21 protein-coding genes are annotated in these 23,058 nt (G+C 44.9%); 8 read left to right on the plus strand and 13 right to left on the minus strand.

The features are described from left to right. Window positions 1-164: 164 nt before the first annotated feature. Together V1L65_RS21190 and V1L65_RS21195 are read left to right on the plus strand one after the other, a co-directional pair. Complete coding sequence (locus tag V1L65_RS21190; RefSeq protein ID WP_331701250.1) at window positions 165-1,313, plus strand: GIY-YIG nuclease family protein; 1,149 nt, start codon at window positions 165-167, stop codon at window positions 1,311-1,313. Window positions 1,314-1,540: 227 nt separating this feature from the next. After that, on the plus strand, window positions 1,541-1,807 hold the full coding sequence (locus V1L65_RS21195; protein WP_331701251.1) for a hypothetical protein: 267 nt from the start codon (window positions 1,541-1,543) through the stop codon (window positions 1,805-1,807). Between the two features lie 154 nt (window positions 1,808-1,961). Here V1L65_RS21195 and V1L65_RS21200 read toward each other — a convergent pair whose 3' ends face one another. Beyond that, entirely contained in the window at window positions 1,962-2,843 is an 882-nt protein-coding gene (locus tag V1L65_RS21200) for an AraC family transcriptional regulator (protein WP_331701252.1), read from the minus strand. A gap of 211 nt (window positions 2,844-3,054) precedes the next feature. Here V1L65_RS21200 and V1L65_RS21205 point away from each other — a divergent pair, with 211 nt between their 5' ends. Continuing rightward, entirely contained in the window at window positions 3,055-4,662 is a 1,608-nt protein-coding gene (locus V1L65_RS21205; RefSeq protein ID WP_331701253.1) for a glycoside hydrolase family 43 protein, read from the plus strand. A gap of 508 nt (window positions 4,663-5,170) precedes the next feature. Here V1L65_RS21205 and V1L65_RS21210 read toward each other — a convergent pair. The 7 genes from V1L65_RS21210 to V1L65_RS21240 form a co-directional block, all read right to left on the minus strand. Continuing rightward, a complete protein-coding gene (locus V1L65_RS21210) occupies window positions 5,171-5,479 on the minus strand; it encodes a hypothetical protein (RefSeq protein ID WP_331701254.1) in 309 nt (102 codons plus the stop codon). Window positions 5,480-6,110: 631 nt separating this feature from the next. Next, window positions 6,111-6,992: a carbohydrate ABC transporter permease gene (locus tag V1L65_RS21215; RefSeq protein ID WP_331701255.1), complete on the minus strand. Its 882-nt coding sequence runs from the start codon at window positions 6,990-6,992 to the stop codon at window positions 6,111-6,113. A gap of 13 nt (window positions 6,993-7,005) precedes the next feature. Then, window positions 7,006-7,887, minus strand: a complete 882-nt coding sequence (locus tag V1L65_RS21220; protein ID WP_331701256.1) for a carbohydrate ABC transporter permease — start codon at window positions 7,885-7,887, stop codon at window positions 7,006-7,008. Window positions 7,888-8,013: 126 nt separating this feature from the next. After that, entirely contained in the window at window positions 8,014-9,324 is a 1,311-nt protein-coding gene (locus tag V1L65_RS21225; RefSeq protein WP_331701257.1) for an extracellular solute-binding protein, read from the minus strand. 136 nt (window positions 9,325-9,460) lie between these two features. Further along, on the minus strand, window positions 9,461-10,249 hold the full coding sequence (locus tag V1L65_RS21230; RefSeq protein WP_331701258.1) for a response regulator transcription factor: 789 nt from the start codon (window positions 10,247-10,249) through the stop codon (window positions 9,461-9,463). Further along, on the minus strand, window positions 10,246-12,000 hold the full coding sequence (locus tag V1L65_RS21235) for a cache domain-containing sensor histidine kinase (RefSeq protein ID WP_331701259.1): 1,755 nt from the start codon (window positions 11,998-12,000) through the stop codon (window positions 10,246-10,248). The genes V1L65_RS21230 and V1L65_RS21235 overlap by 4 nt, the downstream gene beginning before the upstream one ends. A 788-nt stretch (window positions 12,001-12,788) precedes the next feature. Then, window positions 12,789-13,247, minus strand: a complete 459-nt coding sequence (locus V1L65_RS21240; RefSeq protein WP_331701261.1) for an OsmC family protein — start codon at window positions 13,245-13,247, stop codon at window positions 12,789-12,791. Between the two features lie 216 nt (window positions 13,248-13,463). Here V1L65_RS21240 and V1L65_RS21245 point away from each other — a divergent pair, with 216 nt between their 5' ends. After that, window positions 13,464-14,081 carry an NUDIX hydrolase gene (locus tag V1L65_RS21245; protein ID WP_331701262.1) on the plus strand — a complete coding sequence of 206 codons (618 nt, stop codon included), beginning with the start codon at window positions 13,464-13,466 and terminating at the stop codon, window positions 14,079-14,081. 19 nt (window positions 14,082-14,100) lie between these two features. Here V1L65_RS21245 and V1L65_RS21250 read toward each other — a convergent pair whose 3' ends face one another. Then, entirely contained in the window at window positions 14,101-14,454 is a 354-nt protein-coding gene (locus tag V1L65_RS21250; RefSeq protein ID WP_331701263.1) for an ArsR/SmtB family transcription factor, read from the minus strand. Beyond that, complete coding sequence (locus V1L65_RS21255) at window positions 14,454-14,885, minus strand: SRPBCC family protein (protein WP_331701264.1); 432 nt, start codon at window positions 14,883-14,885, stop codon at window positions 14,454-14,456. The genes V1L65_RS21250 and V1L65_RS21255 overlap by 1 nt, the downstream gene beginning before the upstream one ends. 972 nt (window positions 14,886-15,857) lie before the next feature. Between V1L65_RS21255 and V1L65_RS21260 the strand changes: the two genes are divergently transcribed. After that, entirely contained in the window at window positions 15,858-16,781 is a 924-nt protein-coding gene (locus tag V1L65_RS21260) for a DMT family transporter (protein WP_331701265.1), read from the plus strand. Window positions 16,782-16,900: 119 nt separating this feature from the next. On the opposite strand, the gene V1L65_RS21265 is transcribed toward V1L65_RS21260, so the two are convergent. Next, the gene (locus V1L65_RS21265; protein WP_331701266.1) at window positions 16,901-17,725 is read right to left on the minus strand and encodes a sugar phosphate isomerase/epimerase family protein; all 825 of its coding nucleotides are present in this window, start codon (window positions 17,723-17,725) and stop codon (window positions 16,901-16,903) included. Window positions 17,726-17,858: 133 nt separating this feature from the next. On the opposite strand from V1L65_RS21265, the gene V1L65_RS21270 reads away from it, so the two are divergent. The 3 genes from V1L65_RS21270 to V1L65_RS21280 all read left to right on the plus strand — a co-directional run bounded on the left by V1L65_RS21270 (window position 17,859) and on the right by V1L65_RS21280 (window position 21,292). Beyond that, entirely contained in the window at window positions 17,859-20,024 is a 2,166-nt protein-coding gene (locus tag V1L65_RS21270) for an ABC transporter transmembrane domain-containing protein (RefSeq protein ID WP_331701267.1), read from the plus strand. Window positions 20,025-20,057: 33 nt separating this feature from the next. After that, window positions 20,058-20,567, plus strand: coding sequence for a hypothetical protein (locus V1L65_RS21275; protein WP_331701268.1), 510 nt, complete (start codon window positions 20,058-20,060; stop codon window positions 20,565-20,567). Window positions 20,568-20,776: 209 nt separating this feature from the next. After that, on the plus strand, window positions 20,777-21,292 hold the full coding sequence (locus tag V1L65_RS21280) for a hypothetical protein (protein WP_331701269.1): 516 nt from the start codon (window positions 20,777-20,779) through the stop codon (window positions 21,290-21,292). A gap of 304 nt (window positions 21,293-21,596) precedes the next feature. On the opposite strand, the gene V1L65_RS21285 is transcribed toward V1L65_RS21280, so the two are convergent. Both V1L65_RS21285 and V1L65_RS21290 read right to left on the minus strand, forming a co-directional pair. Next, on the minus strand, window positions 21,597-21,956 hold the full coding sequence (locus V1L65_RS21285; protein ID WP_331701270.1) for a Rieske (2Fe-2S) protein: 360 nt from the start codon (window positions 21,954-21,956) through the stop codon (window positions 21,597-21,599). Between the two features lie 24 nt (window positions 21,957-21,980). Continuing rightward, on the minus strand, window positions 21,981-23,036 hold the full coding sequence (locus tag V1L65_RS21290) for an amidohydrolase family protein (RefSeq protein ID WP_331701271.1): 1,056 nt from the start codon (window positions 23,034-23,036) through the stop codon (window positions 21,981-21,983). Between the last annotated feature and the right edge of the window lie 22 nt (window positions 23,037-23,058).

Raw genomic sequence — 23,058 nt, forward strand, 5'->3', positions numbered from 1 at the left:
TCGGGATCTATAGTCGGTAGATGTACAAACCGCCGTGGGCCCAGGCAAGACAAGAAATGTAAATAATTCATATTGTAAAGCATCCTCTTATTTATTACGATAAAAGCATGGGCCATTTCTAGAGGCTCTCTGCTATTAAGCAATAACCAAGGGGGGGAGGCTCGATGCCGTTTCACTTTCAGGCTGATCAATATCCGACAAGCGCTGGCTGCTACTTAATGAGAAATAAGGAAGGCGAGCTGCTTTATATCGGCAAAGCAAAAAACATTAGAAACCGGCTTCGTTCTTATTTCACCCGTCAGCACACAGAGCGCAAGTTAATACAACTGGTTGAGCAGGTTGCTTCTATAGATGTAATGCTCGTCAATAATGAAGCCGAAAGCTTGCTCCTCGAAAATAATCTCATTAAACAGCACAAGCCTCCCTTTAATCGCGCCTTGATACGAGAGGAAACCGGATATGCTTATTTGCAGCTGACAGAGGAGGAATTTCCACGTCTAGCTGTTTATTATAGAAATCGTGATGATTCATCTTCCAGACCGGCAGCCGCCAAAAAGTTCGGCCCATTCAAAAGCTCCCGTTACCGTGACGAGCTGGCAAGCTACATAACGGAACAATTCGGCCTGCGCTCCTGCGAAGCCATGCCAAAAAAAGTATGCTTGCTTTATCATATCCACCGCTGCAGCGGCATTTGCGAAGGGCTGATCGGCAAAGAGCAATACCAGCAGCAGGCTGAAGAGGCTGCGCTGCTGCTTTCAAGGCCCGCGGATGAAATTATTGCTTCCTTATATGAGCAAATACAAAAATGCTCCGATGCGCTGCATTTCGAAAAAGCGCAAAAGCTGCTGCTGACGGCGCAAAGCCTGGAAGCAGCGGCGAAGGAGAAACAAATCGTCGAACGCCAAACGGATACTAGACAAGCTGTGCTCTATTTTGGCGAAAATGAAGTATGTATCCTTGCTATTCAGCATGGCCTGATAACTGGCATTCATATCGAACAGCTGCAAAAAGAGCCTAACGACGGCACGGAGCTATCAGACGCTTTTATCGCTCATTATGATGCCGAGCATTGCCCGGATGAAATCATCGTCAACCGGATTGGCAACCGTCAGCTGCTGCTTGATAAAATGAAACTGCTGCGCAAGCGGGAAGCGATCAAGCGCCAGCCTGCGCTTACTATTCCCAAGCGGGGTGTTAAATTCGAACTGCTGCAGCTTGCAGAACGCAATTATTTTCATTATATAGAACAGCATTCTAGTAAGCTCACAGTCCTGGGCGATTCCTATAACAGCAACTCAGCTTACGAAAGTTGATAGTTAGTACCAAAGCGTACTGCAAAGAATGGAATATATGGAGCGGAGATAAGTGTTATCGTTGCAGGTTGCTGCGAAGTCGGACATGGAGGTCCGAATACCTGCAGGGCAGATCGTTCGATTCAATTTGACAGCATGACATGAAAGCTAAATGGGAAAACGAGATCTCTTGTTTTGTCTACCACAGCGAATGCCGAGAGACTACTAGGTTTTAAGGAGGAGTTTTAATGAATCGTGATAAGTTGAGTATATTATTAAGCATTATTGCTATCACTATCCCATTATTAACTGTTGTTTATGTTGTACTAGAAATGAGTAAACCTCAAACTGGTGTGCCTAGAAATAATGGACTTGAAGCACCTCAATTTTTTCTTCTATTCATTGTGATAACATCAGGAATAATCAGTCTTATTTATTCCATAAAAAGGTATAAAGCAAATAAACAAAAGCTTTTAGATCAACATAACAAAGATAGAGAAAATAGGAACCGCTAAACTGGTACCCATACCACTAGACACTAGAAAAAAAGCGTTTAGAGTATGGGTACCTTTCTGTATACTGGAATTAACATTAGGGGGCGGTGGGTCCTATGAGCTTTGTTATTTTGTTTTTTTAGCCAGACAGGCAATTCACCTGTACGATAAGAGCTTAGACTCGCCCACGGAATGAACTGGGCGACTCCCCCGTCCAGCGCTTGAACTGCCTGCTGAAATGGGCAATATTGCGATAGCCCAGCTGCAGCGATATTTCCTCGATTGTCAGCTCTGGATCAAGCAGCAGCAGCTTGGCCTTCTTTAGCATCAAAGAGGACATATACTGCCTCGGCGACATGCCATACGATTTTGTAAACATGCGATTGATGGACGATGGGCTATAGCCTATTTCGGCGGCAATCGATTCGATTGTTTCCTTTGAGCCTTCCTCTCCGCCTTCTCCTGGCCCTTGCTCGACAGCCTGCTCCAGCATCGACGCGATCTGGGCAGCTGCTGAAGAGATCGAAGCAGATGACTTCCCTTTATTGATGCGCGGCAGCGAGCCGCTAAGTCCGGAAAATAATTCAAATAAAGCCGATAAAATGCTCATTCTTGTCTCGACCTGTACGACTGCCTCTTGCGAGGTTAAGGATATGAGCTTATCAAGAGCTGGACGAATGGTGCCTGTAAGCTTGCTGCTTGACGGATAAAAGCAGTCTGGATTGCGGTTAAGCAGCTCTCGAAAAGACCGCTCATCAACATCAAAGTGCAGACAATAATAGGTCATTTCCGCTTCGCCCACCGCTCGGCTCTCATGCTTGTCGCCAGGACGCAGCAGCAGTAAATCTCCCGGATTTTGTAAATATACTTTTCCATTCACCGTCATTTGCTGCTGCCCTGACAATACAAGATTAACTTCAAACAGAGGATGGCGATGCAGAGGATAGCTCCATTCCTGGCCAACCGTTCTCCAATGCGCGGCAAATACACGAAACGTCGAATCGATGTCCGGCAGCATGGATTCTGCGAATATGCGTTTTGGGCCTTGCTCCAGCACACTTTCTCCCCCTCCTGCTTGATTTGGGTAAATAACGACATGCTATGGATATAGGATCTGTCATGAGCCATTGTTACAATATAATTATCATACCACACAAGCATTTCTTGTATGTGCACAAGATGGGTAATCAGCAGAAATGAAATTTTATGTTTTATAAAATTACCCACATTTTCTCATACTACTATTTTCAAAGAAAAGGAGCTTCGATATGGCTACAATTCAAAATCCGATTTTGACAGGCTTTAATCCTGATCCGAGCATTTGCCGTGTAGGGGAAGATTATTACATTGCAGTATCGACCTTTGAATGGTTTCCTGGCGTAGGTATTTACCATTCCAAGGATTTAAAAAACTGGCGACTCGTATCTAGGCCGCTTAACCGCTTGAGTCAGCTCAACATGACAGGCAATCCTGATTCTGGCGGCATTTGGGCGCCTCAGCTTTCCTATTCAGAGGGCATGTTCTGGCTTATTTATACGGATGTAAAAGTTGTTGAAGGACGCTGGAAGGACTGCCATAATTACCTCGCAACCTGTGCGACAATTGACGGTGAGTGGTCTGAGCCTACTTATTTGAACGGCTCCGGCTTTGATCCTTCCTTATTCCATGATGACGATGGGAAAAAGTATTTGGTCAATATGGTATGGGATCAGCGTGAAGGCAACCACAGCTTCTATGGCATTGTATTGCAGGAGTTTGACGCCGCTGCTGGCAAGCTTGTTGGCAAGCAGGACATTATTTTCAAAGGCACAGATATTATGCTGACGGAAGCTCCGCATCTATACAAGCTTAACGGCTATTATTATTTGCTGACGGCTGAAGGCGGCACGAAATATGATCATTGCGCTACATTTGCCCGCTCCAAGGATTTGCGCGGACCATATGAAGTACATCCCGACAATCCGCTTATTTCATCGTTTGCGCATCCGCGCAACCCGCTGCAAAAGGCAGGACATGCGTCCATCGTTCATACGCATACCGATGAGTGGTTCCTCGTGCATCTGACGGGCAGACCTTTATCGAGAGAGGGTCAGCCTTTGCTTGATCCGCGCGGTTATTGCCCGCTCGGACGGGAAACTGCTATTCAGCGCCTGGAGTGGAAAAATGATTGGCCTTACGTAGTCGGCGGCAATCAGCCTTCGCTGACAATAGAAGGACCTGCTATACCTGAAACGGTATGGGAACCCGACTATCCGGAGAAGGATGACTTCGATAGCGAGCAGTTGAACCTGCATTTTCAAAACCTGCGCATTCCGCTTGGCGAGCATATTGTATCGCTCAAGGATCGCCCTGGCCATTTGCGCCTGTACGGCAAGGAATCGCTAACGTCGAAATTTACACAAGCATTCGTAGCAAGACGCTGGCAGCATTTCAACTTTACAGCAGAAACGAAGGTCGCGTTCCAGCCGACAACGTTCCAGCAATCCGCTGGGCTTGTGAACTACTACAACACACAGAACTGGACCGCCTGCCATATTTCGTGGAATGAAGAGAAAGGCAGAATATTAGAGCTTGTCGCAGCAGATAACTTCTCTTTCGCGCAGCCGCTGCAGGGCAAAGAAATTGAATTGCCGAACAGTGCAGAATATGTATACTTGCGCGTCGATGTCGATTACGATGTATATCATTATTCTTACTCATTGGACGGCAGCAGCTGGACTCGCATCGAAATTCCATTCCCGTCCTATAAGCTGTCCGATGATTATATTAAAGGCGGCGGCTTCTTTACAGGCGCTTTCGTCGGCATGCAGTGCCAGGATACGTCAGGCCAAAGCGCGCCAGCAGACTTTGATTATTTTATCTATAAAGAGAAATAGGCTTTACTTTTCTATATTCAAAAAGCCTCCTTTTCACGGAGGCTTTTACTTATACGATCGTGCAGAATAATGCTACTGTTCAGAAATTTTAACGAAGCAGGAGGGTGTCGATTAATTATGGGTAACTAATGGCAAAAAGAAAGGGGAACGAAGAGCAAGATTGGGAATGGAGAAGCGGCAGCGTCCGCCTTTGTAGGCCAACTTTATCCTATACAGGGGTTATGTAATCAAAAAAATTGGACTACAACAGCGGTCGGAATCTCAAACTTGATCATAGTAACATCCCTTTCGATTGCTTATTGCCCTATCCACAATTAATCGTTACCCTCATCAGAAGCGTTATTGTACAGTAAGTGCTCGTTTTAACAATTTAACGAAGATATGCGTCCTTATTTGAGGTAAAAGATGCCTAAAAACGTGTTTTGTTCACACATAGCGCTGCTAAGCTTCGTTACATTTTCAAATGAGCTGTTTTTGTTGAAATAGCGCTTGTCAGCTTCGTTAGATTTCACTTTTTCTTGCCCATAAAGTAAAACATCCACATAAATAAATAATATAAAACTACAGCAAAATATGACACATTAGAGTTTGTAAATCGATCCATATACCATAAAAAAAGAAATAAAATAACTGCTCCTAGATGGCCCATAATCAGTTTGTTTTTTATCCTTTTTCTCATAAATAGGGCTAGTAGGATCGCTAACAAGGCGACTGCAACTGTAATAAGATATGTTTCTAAAGATGTACTTAATAATGGAATGCCTGCTAATGCAATTACAACAATGATAGCGACGATGATACCTTTTTGATTCTTCATCAGTTGGTTCACCTCCATTTGCTTCCAGCCTTGATGGTAACATACCTCTCACTATAGTAATAGACTTCTATAGCTAATATCACCAATTTGACGAAGATTAATGGTTAGAATACGCTTAATAAAACTTGTATTTAAGGAAACTCCGCAATAAATACGAAAAACCCTCGCTTGTCCTTCAAAAGGAAACAAACGAGGGTAAAGTTGCACGTTCTGACTAAGGAGGTACCACTTCTCGATGAATATAACAGACCTAAAGCAGTAAGCGGGAAGTCGTCGATTCGTAATGCCATCTGTTTAGAATTGTATTGGAACTGTGGGGCGCTATTTAGCAATAAAAAGGTGTTTTAAAACTGTAACGGAACTGTGGAGCGCTATAGGTAATCTTTCCCCCGTTTAGGTAGTGATTTTGGGTAAATAAGGTTCCTCAGTTCCTTTAGATTTTAGAATAAGCTGATTTCCGTACAATAGCGTGTCTCAGTTCCGTTAGCATTTTTCAACGGCCTGGATTATGCAGGATTTATGAGCAATAAACCTCTTTTTGCCGAAAAAGCTTGAAATTCCTGTAAATTTGAGAATTCTCCTGCAAACATCTTAACCCCCAAAAAAATCATGTACTTTTGCAGGATTGACCTTACCCCTTCACCGATCCAGCCGCAATTCCTTCCACGATACGGTCGCTCAGGAACAGGAATGCAACTAGAATAGGCAAAATACTAATCATAAGTGTAGCGCCGATCGCACCCCAGTCCGTAGAATACTGGCCGATAAAGTTTTGCACGCCTACTGTCAATGTCTTATACACATCTGAGCTAATAAAGGTATTGACGAAAATAAATTCATTCCAGTTATAAATGATATTAATAATAGCGGTCGTAGCCAGAACGGAGCTGGTCATCGGAAATACGATTTGAGCAAACATGCGATTGACCGAGCAGCCGTCAATTACAGCAGCTTCTTCTACTTCGCGAGGAAGAGCGATGTAAAAGCCCAGCAATATCATAATGGTAATCGGCATATTAAACGCGACATATGAGATGATGAGCGTCAAAGGATGGTCAGTCAGACCTGCCTTATTAAACATGTTGAACAATGGAATGAGGGTGGAGTGGACAGGGATCATCATCGCAACCATGAACAATCCTAGCACAAACGAGCTGCCCTTCCACTTCATACGCGTTACCGCGTAAGTAACGAGACTTGCCAATACAACTGTAATTACAGTAGCTGCTACCGTTATCCACACACTATTTAAAAAGTAAATATTAATGTTGCCGACATCCCATACTTTGGCATAGTTTTCCCAGCGCGGGTTCATCGGCAAGGAAAGCGGCGGCATGTTGAAAACTTCCTGATTGTTTTTAAGCGAGAAAAACAAAAGCCATACTAAAGGAAATAATTGCAGGACCGCGACAATTAGGAGTACGGCGTACAGCAGTAGCATGCCTATTTTGCCAAGAGCACTTTTGCCGCTCTTTTCATTGTCCTGCAGCCGGCCAGCGGTTCCAGTTACCATGAAGCGTCCCTCCTTATGAGTATTGAATCGTATCCTTGGATGCTGTAAATTTGCGTATGAGCCATGTAGCTACGAGACAGATCACAAGCAGGAAGAAGCCGATCGCGCTGCCGTAGCCGAAATCATAAGAACGGAATGCCGTATGGTACATATAGGACGCCATTACTTCACTAGCCCCGTTAGGACCGCCGTCCGTCATAACATAAATCAAGTCAAAATATTTCAATGAACCGACTACTGCCAAAACGATCGTAACCTTGGCTACTTCCATAACAAGCGGAAGCTTGATCTTCCAAGCAATTTGCCATGCACTCGCGCCGTCAATTTTGGCTGCTTCTTCTAAGGATGCCGGAATGTTCTTAAGTGCTGCATAATAAATCAAAATATAGAAGCCCGCATATTGCCACAGAATAGGCACAAACAGCGCAAACATGACAAGCTTTGGCTCTGCCAGCCATGCGGGAGGATTTGCGAAACCAATAGATTCAAGAATATTGTTAACGATTCCGTTGGTCGGATGATAAATTTTAAGCCATAATTGTGCAATGGCTACCGACGAGAGGAGCATTGGGATCAAATAAATTTTGCGAAACAGATTGGCGCCTTTTATTTTCGAAGCAAGCACCATTGCAATAGCTAAGTAAATAACAAGACTTATTGTTGAAAATAATGCGAGCAAAAAGGAATGCCAAGCGCTGCTCCAAAATTTGGCGTCCACGATCAGTTCTTTATAATTATCGAGCCCTAGAAATTTCATCGCTCCAATGCCGTTCCAGCTATGCAAGCCGTAGTAGCCGGTTAAGACGATTGGAATATAGACAACAGCCAATATGAGAAGCAAAGCCGGCAGTACATACAACGCTATTACTTTTTTATTGGACATTACTTTATCCACTTGCGAGCACTCCTTTCCGTACCTCATAAGAAGAAAACTTAAGCATCTTTTTTAAAAGCGGAGCCTTACCTATAAGCGTATAGATAAGGCTCCATCATGCACCGTTTGATTCGGGCGCGCTAAAGTTTAGTTTCCTTTTTTAATCGCTGTATCATGATTTGTCGAGAATGCTTCCGGTGCAACTTCTTTGCCGAACAGCGCTTGAATGTTGTTCAAATGGGTTTCTGCTGCATTAGCTTTCATTTGAACGTCGGCAAACAAGGTAATGCTGCTGGCTTGATTCATCTCATTGAACAAATCAATATATAGCTGAGGCAGCTCTAGAGTAGAAGTGTCCACTTTCGTTGCAGGAATGACACCTGCACCTGTAACAGCCTGCTCTCCCCATTTTTTAACGAAGTATTCTACAAACGTTTTTGCTTCTTCTTTTACTTTGGAGTTTTCACCTACGAACAAGCCAACTCCCGGTCCGCCCACCCAGCTATTGATATCGCCTTTTCCGCCTTCAACCGTAGGGAATTTAAAAAATCCAACGCTATCGCGGAATTCTTTTGGAATATCTTCATTGGTTGTAAAGTTAGGAAGCTCCCAAGTTCCCATCATAAACATGGCGGCTTTGCCGTTTAGAAACTCGGACTTCGCTTCTTCATTGGACAAGCCATTAAAGCCTTTCACGAATGCCTTGCTGTCAACAAGTGTTTGAATATCTCCAGCTGCCTTGACAAGACCTTCATCCATAAAGGAGCCCGCGCCGCTAATCGCATCTGCCAATGCTTTTTGGCCTGCAATACGGTCAGCCATATACATATACCACAACGATCCTGTCCAGCGGTCTTTGTTGCCTAGCGTGATAGGTGCAACGCCATTATCGGACAGCGTTTTCACAATCGCTTGAAACTGCTCATAGGTTTGAGGAACTTCAAGATTGTATTTAGCGAAAATTTCTTTGTTATAGTAAATAGGCGCGATATTGAACTCAAGCGGTAATGCATAAGTTTTACCGTCGATCGCGTAAGCTTCGGTTGTGCCTGCAACGAATTTGCCGTTAAGCTCTCCGCTTAGCAAGTCGTCAACCGGCGAGAACAAATTGCCCTCTACATATGGTTGCAAAAATCCAGCTGCCCAAGTTACCCCTACATCCGGAAGCTCGTTGGATGAAGAAAGCACTTTTAATTTATTTTTGTACTGCTCGTTATCAAGCACTTCCTGTTTGATTTTAATGTTCGTATGTTCAGCTTCAAAATCTTTTATAATTTGATTTACAATTTTGTTTTGTCCTGCGGATACACCCTCAGGCCATAAGTGCATAAACTTAACCGTCACCGTGTTGTTATCTGCTTTTCCGCCATTTTCACTGGATTTGCTGCCGCATGCGGATACTACAAGAGCCAGGCATAAAGCAAGCGCTAACGTCACCATTGTCTTTTTTTTGAACACGTTTACAACCCCATTTCATTTGAAGTTAAGAAGCATTGCACTGCATATTTACAGTTTATCAATATGCCCGGCATGCCATAAGGTAATAGGGATTGGGTATAATTCCACTAATTTTGGTTTCGCTTTCATTTACAGCTTATTCGATGCTGGCGGAGGAATCCTTATTGCTTTGGCGATATTGTGAAGGACTCAAATTCTCATGCGAGCGGAATACCTTGACGAAATACTTCGCTGTCTGATAGCCGACCTGTTCGGCAATATCCGCAATGGATAACTGTGTATTGGTCAGCAGCTCCTTCGCTCTTTGAATGCGTCGTCTGGTTAAATAATCACTGAAGGTCAATCCTGTCTGCTCTTTAAATAAAACACTGAAGTAACTTGCGTTTGTATGAATATGCTCGGCTACCTCCCGCATTGTGATGGCTTCGCCAAGATGGCTGTCCACAAATTGCAGCGCTTCGCGCACCTGCGCGCTGTACGTCTTTTCCTCTTGAGCAGTCTCCATTAGTTTGACATCTACTAGCTTCTCCATACGCACAATCCGGTTCATTTCCTGCTCGCGCTGCAATCCCTTCTCTACGGCTTCTACTAGCTTGACCTTATCGAGTGGCTTTAATAAATATTCGACAACGCCAAATTGCAGCGCCCTCTGTGCATAATCAAACTCTGGATGGCCGGATATAATAATAACGACTGGAGGATGAGCAAGGCTGCTGAGCTTCTCCACCAATTCCAAGCCGCCGATTTCAGGCATTCTTATATCTGTTATGAGCAAATTGGCTTGATTGGAGTCCAGCCATTCCAGCGCCTCTACCCCGCTTTCCGCAAGCACGATATTATATTTGCCCGCTGACCAGCCCTCTAATGTTTTGCGAACCCCTTCTCTTGTACGCGGCTCGTCATCTACAACTAAAATGGTTTTCATTGCTCCCGTTCCCCCAAACGATTTATTGGAATTTCAAATGATACGGTCGTGCCTTCACCCGACTTGCTTGTTATAACTAAACCTGCAGTTTCTGCTGGAAAGCTTAGCTGCAGCCGTTTCTGCACATTGGCCATGCCGATTCCGTTTTCTCCCCTTGTTTTGCTAGCACCCTTCACGATTTCATCCAGCTGCTTAAGCTGCTCGTCCGACATGCCCGGACCATCATCCTTGACTGCAATATAAATAAACCCTTCCCTAGCCGATCGTCGGACCGTAAGTCTTACTACGCCCTGACCACGTCTTTTCTCAACGCCATGCAATATCGCATTTTCAACGAGCGGCTGAATAAGCAGCTTCGGAATCGCTGTCTGCCGACATGCTGCATCCACATCAATATGCCACGTTAAGCGGTCGAGCATTCTCATTTTCATAATTTTCAAATAGCGCTCTGCATGATCCAGCTCATCCCCGATCGTAACCCATTCTTCCTCATCTGTCCGATTAATGACGTAGCGGAATATACCGGACATCGCGACTACAATTTCAGCCAGCTCCTCCTCGCCCTTCTCATCCAGCGACCAATAAAACGCTTCTAGCGTATTAAATAAAAAGTGAGGATTGATTTGCGCCTGCAGCGCTTTGAGCTCGGTTCGGCTTTGTGTAATTTCCTTCTCGTACACCACTTCAATCAGCTCGTTCAAATGAACAACTAATTGATTATACGTATTATTAAGCTCGTTAATTTCCATCGTCTGCGTAGTAACGGTGCTTGGCTGCAGCGTCCCCATTTTAGAGCTTCTCATCGCCCTGATCAAATTCAATATTGGCCTTGTAATCATCGTTGATAAAATAAAGGTCATAATTAAAAACAGCAAGCCTCCAATCAAGCCCGCAACGATGATGGCCGTTCGCAGTACAGAAATGCCTTCCACTGCATAATCCGAAGGTGTCAAAATAACGAGTGTCCAGCCCGTTGTAGCCGCTTCCTGGCGTATAGGTATATACGTTTTGCCTTCGACTTGAATCGTTTGCTGCTCCTGATCGAACATTTCAGCTGCATCAACCTTAGCTACAAAATCTGAAGCAATCATATGCCCGCCGCTGTCGAACAACGCCATCAGTTCTCTCGTTCCGCTCTCACCGGCTTTCGCATCAATAAACTCAAAATAGCTTTTGTCTATGCGCACCGTTAAATACCCGCCATGAGAAAAAGAACGATCCATCAGCCTTATGCTCCTGGCTGCTATAACCACATCCGAATTGTAAGGATCGATTCCGAACCATACAAGCCGACCTTTTTCCCGTTCAACTTGTTCCATCCATTCTTGCGGCATCCGGCTCGTCAAAGGAATTGTATCGAGCGGAAGCAGGCCCTGATAATCCCGTGTATATAAATCAATGGAGCGAATGCCTGTTGCAAACGCCTCGAATTTGCGAACCTCCTGCTGCAGAGCTTGGCGCTGCTGAAAGGTGGTTTGCATACCGTCCATGGACTGAGACAGCAGCCACTGGGTGGAAGCATTCGTCGCGATTTGAGCCATTAAAGTGTCCATTTGCTTCAGCAGCGCATCGAGCTTGCCGGTAGCCTGGACAGCCGTTTGCTGAATATGCTTTTCCGCATTGCTGCGCAGCACGGCAGATACCTGATCAAAAATGACAACGCCAACCGTAGCAAGGACGATAAACATGACCGTTAAAAATCCTAAAAAAATCTGATTGCGCAATGTGTTCAGTTTTCCCAGCTTGAGCATATGATCCCCCCTTTTGCTGTGCAGAGTCACATTTATAGGTTATTGGATAGCTTTGTTCAATTAGCTATACTATACACAATTCATTTAAAAAAAAGAAAGCACCGCTATCCGCGATGCGAATATCGGTGCTTCCAAACTAAGAATCTGCGACCTTAGTAAGCTCGAAGAAAAATGAAATCTAAATGCATTGAAAAACGCTAACGGAACTGAGGAGACTGTCGATTCATTGCGGGCAACTATTGATAAGCAATGAGAAAGGGGAAACGGAGAGCAAGAATGGGAATGGAGAAGCGGCAGCGTCCGCCTTTTCCTTTACAGGGGTTATTTAATCATAAAAATTAGACTACAACAGCGGTCGGAATCCCAATCTTGATCGCAGTGATACCCCTTTCTATTGCTTGTTGCAACTATCCACAATGAATCGACAGTCTCCTAAGACACGCTATTGTACGGAAATCAGCTTATTCTAAAATCTAAAGGAACTGAGAAACCTTATTTACTCAAATTCACTACTTGAACGGGGAAAAGATTACCTATAGCGCTCCACAGTTCCGTTACAGTTTTAAAACACCTTTTTATTGCTAAATAGAGCCTCTCAGTTCCGTTACAATTCTAAACAGAAGGCATTACAACTTATGCTCGGTTATTTATCTACATTTAACTACTACAACGAATCGACGGCTTACCGCTTTAGGTCGCAAAAATAAAAAGATCGTCTCGCTTAACAATAAGTAAAAATCGGAGACCTTGATCAACAAGGAGCTCCGATATAAGTATAAAATATATTATTATTTCAATAAAGGACGTTCAATTTCAATACGGTCAAGCTTCAAGTTAACGGCGTTGGCAATCGTATCGCCTACCGGGCATTTGCTTTCCAGGAAGGCTACAAACTCTTCTACCTTATCCTGCGGCGAATCCGTCTTGATACGGAACACATAACGGATATCGGAGTAGCCAGGGCGAACCTCGCTGCGGTTGAAGAAGCCGTCCAAATCAAGATCACCTTCAACATCTACTTGGAAATCTTCAAGATTAACGCCGAACTTTGGAGCATATACGCGGGCAACGATAGATTGGCAGGCGCCTAGAGAAGCAAGCAGCACCTCTACAGGATTCATTCCTGTATCCGTTCCTCCCAATGACTTTGGCTCATCAATAATTAATTCAAATTGACGTGCCTTTGTAACAACACGAACTCCCTCTTGCAAATGCGCTGTCGCTTTAAACGTTTGAACTGCTGCCATTTGAATCACTCCTATCCATTTTTCAATCATATATTATTGTCTATATACCTAAATGAGAAGAACCTATAATTGTATCACATGATAATTCAAAGCTTTCCACTTGGATTAGTTAGTATTATATCATCGCCTAATTTAACTGTCAAACAATTTTATTTCCTAAGTACTACCATTTTGAATTACAATTATTGGGGATGCACGAATAATAGGAGGGATCGAATGGAACACAAATGGCTGGAGTGGAGCAAGCAATTGCAGGCAATTGCTCAAAGCGGATTAACCTACTGCAAAGATCCGTATGACAAAGAGAGATACGAACAGCTGCGCGATATTAGCGTTGACATACTTGCCAGCTATACAGGAATAAGCCACGAAAAAATTAAACTTACTTTCGCAAGTGATACAGGATACGCTACTCCAAAGGTTGATGTAAGAACTGTTATTTTTCATAAGGATCAAATCCTGCTCGTACGCGAAAAATCCGACAATGCATGGGCATTGCCGGGCGGCTGGGCTGATATCGGCTACTCTCCTGCCGAGGTGGCGATGAAGGAGGTTCAGGAAGAAGCCGGCTTGCTGGTCGAGCCAATAAAGCTGCTTGCTGTTCTGGATAAAAAATGCCATCAACACCCGCCTGATCCATTCCATGTCTATAAAATATTTATTCACTGCGCCATAATAGGCGGCGAGCTGACTGGCGGGCTGGAAACAAGCGAGGTCGCATTTTTCTCCGAGCATAGCTTGCCCGAGCTTTCTCAATCGCGCAACACCAAGTCACAGATTATTTCAATGTTTGAATATCTAAAGGACCCCAATAAAGCAGTTTTATTTGATTGATCAAGGAGTTAAGAAGCAGCTACTCCGTATGGCGCTCGCTGCTTTCCCGCTGCTCGTCATTTTCCACATAATGGCGCAGCATATTCATCTTGTTCTCCCAGAATCGTTCGTAGTAGGAGAGCCAGCGCTTCAGCTCAAGCAGCGGCTCATGGCTTGTCTTATACCTTGTTTCCCGGCCGAACTTTGTTTCCTGAAGCAACCCGGCATCTGTTAATATGCGCAAGTGCTTGGATACAGCTGTCCGAGTCATAGAGAAATGGCCGCTTATCGTATTGACGGCCATCTCTTGCTCAGAGAGCATTTGAATCAATTTGCGTCTTGTAGGATCGGCAATCGCTTGAAAAACATCAGGCTTTTTGGAGGGAGCGTTCATTACTGCCCTTCCTCCACCATGCCGCCAAGCTTTTTCATTAGACCTATCCAGCCCTGGCTCATATTGCCGCGAATTTGCGTATGCGATTGTCCAAACTCTGTCACCTTCGCTTCATCCCATCCACCGTGAATAAGGATGCACTCCGTTTCCTGCTCATTGACTGCCCGCAGCTCAAATGTAAGTGTCCAATCCTTGCCCCAATGGAATGAAAGACGATTCGGCGGCTCGACTTCAGTTACCGTACATGGCGAATGGCCGAACGGACCTGCATCCAGATGAAAGCTGTGGCCGACAATCGGCTTGAAGTCATTTGGCATAAACCATGCCGAAAGGCCTTCTGCAGTTGCTACAGCTGACCAAACCTTTTGAATTGGCGCGCGAAATACATTTATTTGACGAATTTCATGAAAATTGCTTTGATCGTTGCTCATAATTGCCCTCCGATGTTAGTTAGATTGTTAGTTCGACTAAAACCTTCTGAAATAATGAAACCAAAAGGTTTCATTTGCCCATTATATTACATATGCTGCCATGGAGTCAATTCTGTAAAGGCAGAATCTGCGCTCCAGTTCCACTCTTGCTCTTCGCCGTACTTTCTTCACCAAAGTGTGCATCTCCCAGCACGGTACCGCGAAGAATCGGCAACATCAACACTGTAACGGTTGTGGGAAGCGCTATTTCGCGAAAAAAGAGGGCTTTGAAATTTTAACGGTTGCGACAGGCGCTATATATGAACTTTTGCCCTATTTATGACGGGATTTAGGCAAATAAGGCCTCTTATAACCGTTAGAATTAAAAATGAGCAAATTTCCACACTTTAGCGCTTCCTGCAACCGTTAGCCTTTGAAAAAATAAATGGTGAAGGATACTCTGATGATGGAGACTCATGGTTACTGCCGGGGTATATCAGAGCAATTTAGCATAAGAAGGCACAACTGTCTGTAGATCGTTTGGTCGCAGAACTGGACCTTCTGAATAAGTATTTACCATTTATTTTAGGTAATATTAAAACTTTTGGTAATGATTAGACGTCATAATAATAAAGTACCTTCTTTTCACATCCCGTTAATCCTATGGAACTCACTAATATAATAATTAAAATCTCATTTCAATTTCTCCCTTTAATTTGCACTTTTCAATAAACAAAATTCGCATTTCCTAATGCTTCCTCTCTGAGTAACAATGCACAATATATCTATATAGACGTGCATTGGCAAAAATAGTTATTCCGCATCTGATACCCAGTCCTCTCGTTCACCATGGCTAAATTTTGCTTAAGAAAAAAATTGTACACTTCTTTTCAGGTCCACGCATAATTATCCCATTGCTCATTATTGGAATTGATGTATAATCATCTCTAGTGTTCTAGCAGATACATAATTTGAGTGATGGAGAGAGCAGAAATGAATAAAGCGTGGCTAAGCTATTGTGGACTTATTTTAGTTGCGGTTTCGTGGGGCGTTAATTTTGGAGTATCGCGCCTGGCGATGGAATCCTTCCATCCGATCGTATTCACCTTGCTGCGGTTCGGTCTTGCCGTTCCTTTTTTCTTTATTCTATTAAAATGGAAGGAAGGGAGCATCGGCATACCTTGGCGGCTTGTGCCAAAAATCGCGCTTGTCGGCTTGCTGGGCGTAACCGCGCTTGAAATTATCGTTATGTATGCAATCAAGTTTACAACGCTTGCCAATGCTTCGCTGCTTAACGTGGCGCCATGGCCCATCTTTGCGGCCTTGTTGTCTCCCCTATTTATAAAAGAAGCAATTACGCCAAAGCTTATTATTGGCGGAGCTATTTGTCTATTCGGAGTCAGCTTTGTCATACTAGGCGGCGAGGAAGGCTTCAGTCTATCTTCTGACCTTATGATCGGGAATGCGATGGCATTATCCATTAGTATAATAGGACCGCTGTTCAACTTAAGCTCCATGTCGCTTATGCGACAATTTTCTGCTCTAAGAGTAAGCACTTGGACGATCTTCTTCGGCGCGATCTTTATTGTTCCATTTACAATAGGCAGATGGGGTGAAACGGATTGGGGCCGGCTGCAATTTGAACAGTACGGCATCATTTTCTACAATGTGCTGATTTGTACCGTTCTGGCCTTCATTGTCTGGAATGCTTCGATGTACAGAGTAGGCGCGACGCGCTCTAACTTTTTCCGCTATGCCGTTCCTGCCAGCGCCGTTATTACAGGGTATTTTATGTTCGATGAAAGCATCGCCATGATGCAAATTGCCGGCGCAGCGCTTATGGCTGTAGGATTGATATGGATAACGATTGACCGTAAAAAGGAACGCGTTACACCGACCTTGTCCAAAAACGTATAGTTTCTCGATAAATGCAAGGACGCTGCCCAAGATCCGCTGAAAAAAACATTGTTGCGAATTATAAAAGCCTGCATATAAGCCGATGTATCGGTTTAAAATGCAGGCTTTTTCAACTAAACTTATACAACTTGTCCGCTGCGCAATGCACGCATAAAGCTTACATATTGCGGGAAGACAATCTCAGGCTCAGCCAGGTCTGGCAGCCATTTTTTCTCCCATTCCAGCGCGTAATAGCCATCATAACCGTTTTGTGTGAGCAGCCGATAGATTTGTTCAAGAGGAACATCCCCTTCTCCCGTCAAGCAATAACGGAAGCCTAACGTTGTATCCGGCGCTGGCAAGGAGTCCTTCACATGTGCATATTCAATCCACTTGCCAAGCACTTCCCATGTGCGCTGAGGATCCTCTTGCACCATACGGTATGGGTGATGCACATCCCATAGAATACCGACCTGCTGCGGATTGACCTGCTCCATAATTTTGACGAGCTCATCGCATGAAATCCAGGCGTCATGCGTTTCAATAAGCAGCTTTACGCCATGAGGGCTTGCAATATCAGCCATTTGCTGAAGCTGACGGACTGCAATTTGCACCGCTTGCTCACGATCCATTTCGAATCGGCCGCCAAATACACGAATATACTTCGCTCCAAAATACTCACATAGCTTTGCATATTCTTCAATTTCCTTGCAATTTTTATCAAAATTTTGCTCCGATACTAGCTGGACAGAGCTGGAAAAGCATGAGACCGCAAGGCCTGCCGCCGATATTTTCTGCTTCGTCTGCTCTAAATTCGTCGTAAATTCAGGCAGCTTGAACACATCCAGCTCGTCGCCAAGCCCGCGAAAATCAATCGCATCGAACCCATACTGTGCTGCACGTTCAATAATTTCGTCTATCGTCCATTTCGGACAGCCTAGCGTTGTAAAGGATAGCTTCATCATGTTCACTCCTTTTAAAACAATTATTTCGACATAATGATGGCATTTCCTCCAAAGAAATGAAGGAGTACAATTGTTAAAAACTTATAATTCTTATATATTAAAAAATAATAGATAGATTAGGAGGTCGGCAAGCGTGAAATCCGGGAAGTTAATTAGCAGCTCTGTAAAAAAGCAGAAGTGGCTATCCATACTATTTGTCATTAGTGTTTTCATCGAGATAGGATATGCCTCTTTTTCAACGCTAAGCTTGAAATATATTGTCGACGACGCCTTTACCAATAAAGACTGGCAAGTATTTATATTTATACTGTCCTTGCTTCTAATTGGCGGCTTGCTCAGCATTGCTGCTGGCGCCTTTGGTGATTATTCCATCGGAAAAGTAAGCGGAATCGCCATCCGAAATTTGCGCAAGCGCTTATTCCAGCATATTCAAAAACAAACAGCTCCCTTCTTCTCCCGATTTCGAGTAGGCGATCTCGTATCCCGCTTCTCAAGCGATATGGATGCAATAGATCGCGTTATAAGTACGACCAGCCCTTTTCTCATAAAAGAAGCATTAGCACTAGTCCTTGGGCTTGGCCTCTTGCTTTCGCTTGAATGGCGGCTGACGCTTGTCATGCTGCTTGGGTCATCGCTCATGTTTATCGGCCCGAAGCTGCTGCAAGGAAAAGCAGAACAGGCCTCCGAGAGCTACAAGCAATCGGAAGAACAGTTTTCCAACACCATTGATGAAATGATCAAAGGCCACTCCACTATTAAAAACTTAAATTTAGGAGCGTCCTTTCAGCAGCAGGCTGAGGGCCAGATCAGCGCCATTTACCGCTCCGGCCTTAGACTTCACCTTATACATACCTGGATGACCAGACTGCCGCTTATTTCGCTGCTGCTGCTTAACGGCATTATGATCGGCTTTGGCGGCTACCTCATCTTTCAAGATGCATTAACGATTGGAAGCTTTATGGCCTTTTTCACTTTATTTATGAGCGTTGGCCAATCTGCAACAAATCTTAGCGTGCTTCTTCCCGAAATGATAGATTCCGCCGTCAGCTTCAAACGTGTCAATGAGCTGTTGGAGCAGGACACGAAGCTGCCTCAATCGGCTCATCCCATTAAGCTTGAGCCTGTGCTGCCGCAAGTTCACCTGCAGCAGGTGTCCTTTGGCTATGAAAGCAATGCTGCGCTGCTGAAGCAAATCGAGCTTACGATTGCGCCTGGCAGCTATATTGCTTTCGTCGGTCCCAGCGGCTCCGGAAAAAGCACCGCCCTGAAGCTGCTTGCCCGCTTCTATGATCCGGTACAGGGCTCGATCACTTTCAACGGCGTCGATTTGCGTGAAGCAGAGGATGCCTCCTTGCGCGAGATGATGACGATGGTTACGCAGGACACCTTCCTGTTCAACACGACAATAGCAGAAAACCTGCAAATCGCTGCTGCTGACAATAGTCAAGAAGCGCTGGTGGACGCTGCGTCACAAGCACAAATTCACTCTACGATTGCGAACTGGCCTATGGGTTATAATACCGTCATCCAGCATGATGGCGCATCGCTGTCCGGCGGCGAACGCCAGCGGCTAGCGATTGCCAGAGCGCTACTGCGCAAGCCCAAGCTGCTGCTGCTGGATGAAGTGACCGCTGCGCTTGACCCGATTAATGAAAGTGAAATCAACCAGATGATTGCTTCGCTTAAAGGCAAGCATACGATCGTTTCCGTCACCCATCGCCTGGCCTCTACCAGAGATGCTGATTATATTTATGTATTCCAAGACGGGCATATCGCCGAGCAAGGAAGTTTTACAGATTTGATGGAGGGTCAGGGATTATTTCATTCTTTATGGGAAAAGCAGCATGGCTTCCAGCTTTCCGAGGATGGGCAGCTGGCTGCCGTAGAAGCGGAGCGGCTTGCTATGCTGCCATTCTTTGCAGGCATTGAGCTGCCAGCTCTGCAGCAGCTGTCCTCCCTTTTTACAACTGTAACCTGCCAGCCTGATGAAGTAGTGATTCGCGAAGGCGAACAGGGCAATACCTTTTATTTAATTGCGCATGGCCGCTTTGAAATTTTAAAGCAGCAAGCCGATCTATCCAATAAACGAGTTGCAATGCTGCAGGATGGCGATTATTTCGGCGAAATTGCCCTAATCCGCAATATCCCGCGCACAGCTACAGTCAAATCTATGGGACATGGCATATTAATGGCAATTAGAAGGGAATCCTTTGGGCGATTAGTAGAACAGCACCCGCAATTGCTGGATTCACTGGAGCGTACCCTGCTGAAGAGGATGAAAGAAGCAACTAGCCAATGAGGATCTGAGTAAATTTAACAGGGAGGCCGCCAAATGTTTATTTCAATTTGTAATGACGATCACAATCTGGCAAAGGCTGCATTGTTTATAATAGAGCATAAGCATATGATTCATCCCGCCTATACAACAACAGATATGGTGGCCCTAATATACGGTTACGTTACAAATGGGCATATCATCACAGTAAAGGACGGAAACGGCGATATTATTGGCGTCACCGCCTTTTTCATCGGCACGGAGGATGAACAATTTCGCAACAAGCAAATTGCCTATGTAGACATCGCAGTATGCAAAAAAGAATATAAGCTGAGCCGAATGTTTATGCGCGGCCTAAGTTTTTTGATCCACACAATAGCGACAGAGTATTCAACAGTAGAAGAGGTGCAATTTGCCGCACTCGTTGATAATGAGTATTTGTGCGAGCTTTACGGCAAGCTTACTACAAGCCATTTCGACCGGTCTGGAACGATTGGCGATGAGCGCGTTTTTTCGGCACCTATTTCTCATTTTCAATCTTTTCTTGCAAAATTCTCTTTGTTATAATGTTTCTATCAGTAGTAACTGTCAAGGATAAACGGCTTTGGACAGGCGCGTTTACCGATGAAATATGAGACAGTATAAAACTTTTATATTGAAAAGGAGGAAACAAATATGGTACCTCAACCACCATCGTTGAAAGGAACAAAGAGTGGAGTTAAAATTGAAAAAATTGTAATGGCCAACGATGCTTTGCGCGTTGTTAAGCCATAATTATGCCATTCATTATTCATCCTGCCAGATTTGAAAAGAATCATGATGCTTATTTACGCTTCTTATTGCAGCATCATGACAAGCTGGGCCTGCCATATCCTTTCGGCATGAAGCTGAGCCTGATCAGCAGCCCGCTCATCCTTGGCCAAGTATTGCTGGTCTTCGAGGAAGATCCCTATGAGCTGGTTGGCGCCCTCGGCATTGTCCATGGCACGAGCGAACAGGAATATGCTGACCCCCAAATATGCCAGATTGAGGTCTGTTATTTGGCAGCAGCCAGCCGTAAAACCCGGCTATTTTCAAAATGTTTATCCTCGCTTATTGATCTGATTCAAAACAAACACCCAGATACGACCACCCTTTCGTTTTGGATTTCGCAAGAGCAATATGAAAATGATCGTTTAATCGCCAAATGCCGGAATTGGTCCGGTGCGACAGAACGTTTTGGCAATGGCGTCGTGCAAATCAGACTGCCTTTTGATTCTGTCTCAAGCTATATTAGCCGCCTGAACAATTGATCATGAATTGATCATGCTAAGCGGCTAGCGCAGCAATAAAAAGCACGCATTCCCCCTATTAGGCGCTGCGTGCTTTTTATTATTTTACCGGCCGCGAGATGGTCACACATTCCGCTATTTGCCTTAAAACAGCCATTTTTTCATTTTCGCGGACACACATTCCTCTATTCGGCTCTCAATAGTGCTTTTTCTGCGATTTATGGACCAATAACGGAACGCCTGTCACTTTGCCACCTCAAAACTGCGATTTGGGACGTAATAACGGAACGACTGACCAACTGGGAAATTCCCAGCATCCCGCGCATTAATTCTTACCGGTCACAATGCCTATTTTCCCGTCCTCTACAACCACGTCATACTTTTTCACTCTTGTCTTGTCACTAAACAAGGATTTGCCGGTACGAAGGTCGAATTCCCAGCCATGCCATGGGCATCGTATAATTTCTCCTGTTCTTCCATAGTCATATTCGTATACGCCCGAGGGCAGGTTCGTACCCGTGACATGCCCGGAGCACATCGGCGCTCCCTGGTGAGGACAGTAATTCAAAATAGCTGCATAGCCATCCTCAAGCCGATACACGCCAATCTGCTTTCCTTCGACTTCAATAACGGCATGCCCGCCCCTTGGAATGTCACCTTCCTTTAGCACATAATGCACCGCCATAGCCATCCTCCTTCTACCTGCGCATTATGACAGTTTATATAGCTGCTTTGCGTTTTCGTAAAAGATCTTTTTGCGAGCCTCCTGGCTAAGCTTCCGCAATATTTGAGTAGGCGAGTCAAAATCCCAATGCGGATAATCACTCGAATACAACAGCATATTTTCGGCATCAATCATATTAAACAAATCGACTAAATGCTGCGGATTGTCAGGCTCTTCAATCGGCTGGGTCGATAAATAACAATGCTCTCGAATATACTGGCTCGGCAGTTTTTTCAGCCATGGCACCGTTGCGCGCAGCGCCTTGTAGTTTTTATCAAGCCGCCACATCAGGGCAGGCAGCCAGGCTACTCCCCCTTCTACCAGCACCACTTTAAGATTCGGAAATTTAACGAATACTCCTTCGCATACCATACTGACCAAGTGCACCATAAACATTTGCGACAAACAAGTATGCCATTCTATATAACGCGAGGGATAGCCTGCAGCGGTAGGAGCAGTCGAGCTGCCGCCGCCTTCTGCTCCTGGATGAATCGCTAACGGCAAGCCGTTGCGCTGTGCCGCTTCATAAATCGGATGGTAATGACGCTGCCCCAGCGGCGAGCGCGCCGCGCTTGAAATCATCACCTCAACAATATCAGGATGACCGCCAATCCTGTCAATTTCGCGCGCCGCGAGCAGAGGGTCCTGCGTGGCAACAACCATGGCGCCTTTGAACGCCTTATGCTTGCCCAGCCACTCCGCTATTAAATAGTCGTTGTAGGCTGAGCATATGGCAGCCGCATAGTCGGGGTCGTGTGTGCTGGATATGTTGTACACGACGCCGGTAAGCACAGCATAGTCCAGGTTATACCCTTCAATTAACTGCTTGATCATAAAATCAGCGTCCGAGCCTGCTTTGCCTCCTCCAGGCGGGATCGAGTCCTTCTTCATGACGCCGATAGGCGAGTAATAGCCGGAACCGGCGTAGCCGATGCCCGAAGACGCTACGCGGGAGCGCCACGGCTCAGGCAAGTAAGGAATCAGCGCGGCGTCATCCTGTTCATTATGGACATCGACATCAATGATTTTGAAATCGTCCATGCTGTTATATCCTCCGCTTTTT

The organism is Paenibacillus sp. IITD108 (assembly GCF_036541265.1).
Lineage (GTDB): Bacteria > Bacillota > Bacilli > Paenibacillales > Paenibacillaceae > Pristimantibacillus.

Bases quoted from the DNA above. Each gene is read 5' to 3' on its own strand.
- V1L65_RS21190 (WP_331701250.1), top strand. From the start codon at position 165: ATGCCGTTTCACTTTCAGGCTGATCAATATCCGACAAGCGCTGGCTGC.
- V1L65_RS21195 (WP_331701251.1), top strand. From the start codon at position 1,541: ATGAATCGTGATAAGTTGAGTATATTATTAAGCATTATTGCTATCACT.
- V1L65_RS21205 (WP_331701253.1), top strand. From the start codon at position 3,055: ATGGCTACAATTCAAAATCCGATTTTGACAGGCTTTAATCCTGATCCG.
- V1L65_RS21210 (WP_331701254.1), bottom strand. From the start codon at position 5,479: ATGAAGAATCAAAAAGGTATCATCGTCGCTATCATTGTTGTAATTGCA.
- V1L65_RS21215 (WP_331701255.1), bottom strand. From the start codon at position 6,992: ATGGTAACTGGAACCGCTGGCCGGCTGCAGGACAATGAAAAGAGCGGC.
- V1L65_RS21230 (WP_331701258.1), bottom strand. From the start codon at position 10,249: ATGAAAACCATTTTAGTTGTAGATGACGAGCCGCGTACAAGAGAAGGG.
- V1L65_RS21235 (WP_331701259.1), bottom strand. From the start codon at position 12,000: ATGCTCAAGCTGGGAAAACTGAACACATTGCGCAATCAGATTTTTTTA.
- V1L65_RS21240 (WP_331701261.1), bottom strand. From the start codon at position 13,247: ATGGCAGCAGTTCAAACGTTTAAAGCGACAGCGCATTTGCAAGAGGGA.
- V1L65_RS21245 (WP_331701262.1), top strand. From the start codon at position 13,464: ATGGAACACAAATGGCTGGAGTGGAGCAAGCAATTGCAGGCAATTGCT.
- V1L65_RS21250 (WP_331701263.1), bottom strand. From the start codon at position 14,454: ATGAACGCTCCCTCCAAAAAGCCTGATGTTTTTCAAGCGATTGCCGAT.
- V1L65_RS21255 (WP_331701264.1), bottom strand. From the start codon at position 14,885: ATGAGCAACGATCAAAGCAATTTTCATGAAATTCGTCAAATAAATGTA.
- V1L65_RS21260 (WP_331701265.1), top strand. From the start codon at position 15,858: ATGAATAAAGCGTGGCTAAGCTATTGTGGACTTATTTTAGTTGCGGTT.
- V1L65_RS21265 (WP_331701266.1), bottom strand. From the start codon at position 17,725: ATGATGAAGCTATCCTTTACAACGCTAGGCTGTCCGAAATGGACGATA.
- V1L65_RS21275 (WP_331701268.1), top strand. From the start codon at position 20,058: ATGTTTATTTCAATTTGTAATGACGATCACAATCTGGCAAAGGCTGCA.
- V1L65_RS21280 (WP_331701269.1), top strand. From the start codon at position 20,777: ATGCCATTCATTATTCATCCTGCCAGATTTGAAAAGAATCATGATGCT.
- V1L65_RS21285 (WP_331701270.1), bottom strand. From the start codon at position 21,956: ATGGCGGTGCATTATGTGCTAAAGGAAGGTGACATTCCAAGGGGCGGG.
- V1L65_RS21290 (WP_331701271.1), bottom strand. From the start codon at position 23,036: ATGGACGATTTCAAAATCATTGATGTCGATGTCCATAATGAACAGGAT.